We start from the raw sequence: 665 nt of genomic DNA on the forward strand, positions 1-665 counted from the left end.
TTGAGTAACACGAGGATGCAGCGATGAACACGCTGGACGAACTCGACGCCCAGTCGCGGCGCACCGACATTCCTGTCTTCCGGGCCGGCGACACCGTCAAGGTGCACGTGCGGGTCGTGGAGGGCAACCGTTCCCGCGTCCAGATCTTCCAGGGCGTCGTGATCAGCCGCCAGGGCGGCGGGCTGCGCGAGACCTTCAAGGTCCGGAAGATCAGCTTCGGCGTCGGTGTCGAGCGCACGTACCCGATCAACAGCCCGCAGCTCGACCGCATCGAGGTCGTGACCCGCGGCGACGTGCGTCGCGCCAAGCTCTACTACCTGCGTGAGCTCCGTGGCAAGAAGGCCAAGATCAAGGAGCTGCGCGAGAAGCAGACCGTCAGCTGAACCCACAAGCAGTCCGGGCCGTATTCACTCGGACTGACGTTTACCGCGCGGGCGCACTACGCTTGCGCCAGTGACGGATGGGAATCAGTGCTATCGCGGCAGTCGCCGCGCTGGTGGACTATTCGCACTACCGCCCGACACGTCCTCCGCGGGGGATGCCGGGCGGTAGTGCTGTATCCGGGGCGGCTCGACCGGACGGCGGCGGGAGATGCGTAGCGTGGAACCGATGCAGGGGTATCGAGCCTCCTCCTCSGCCGTCGCCGCGGGCGGGTGATCCGGCGC

Annotated in this window: 1 protein-coding gene; it reads left to right on the top strand. The window is 66.9% G+C overall.

Annotated elements, in window-relative coordinates; all coding sequences use genetic code 11:
- Positions 1 to 23: 23 nt before the first annotated feature.
- On the top strand, positions 24 to 383 hold the full coding sequence (gene rplS / locus DMB66_RS60380) for a 50S ribosomal protein L19 (protein ID WP_125804809.1): 360 nt from the start codon (positions 24 to 26) through the stop codon (positions 381 to 383).
- The last annotated feature ends 282 nt before the right edge of the window (positions 384 to 665 follow it).

This window comes from Actinoplanes sp. ATCC 53533 (assembly GCF_003947245.1).

Excerpts from the sequence above, each read along its gene's own strand:
- rplS (WP_125804809.1), top strand. The coding sequence starts at position 24 with ATGAACACGCTGGACGAACTCGACGCCCAGTCGCGGCGCACCGACATT.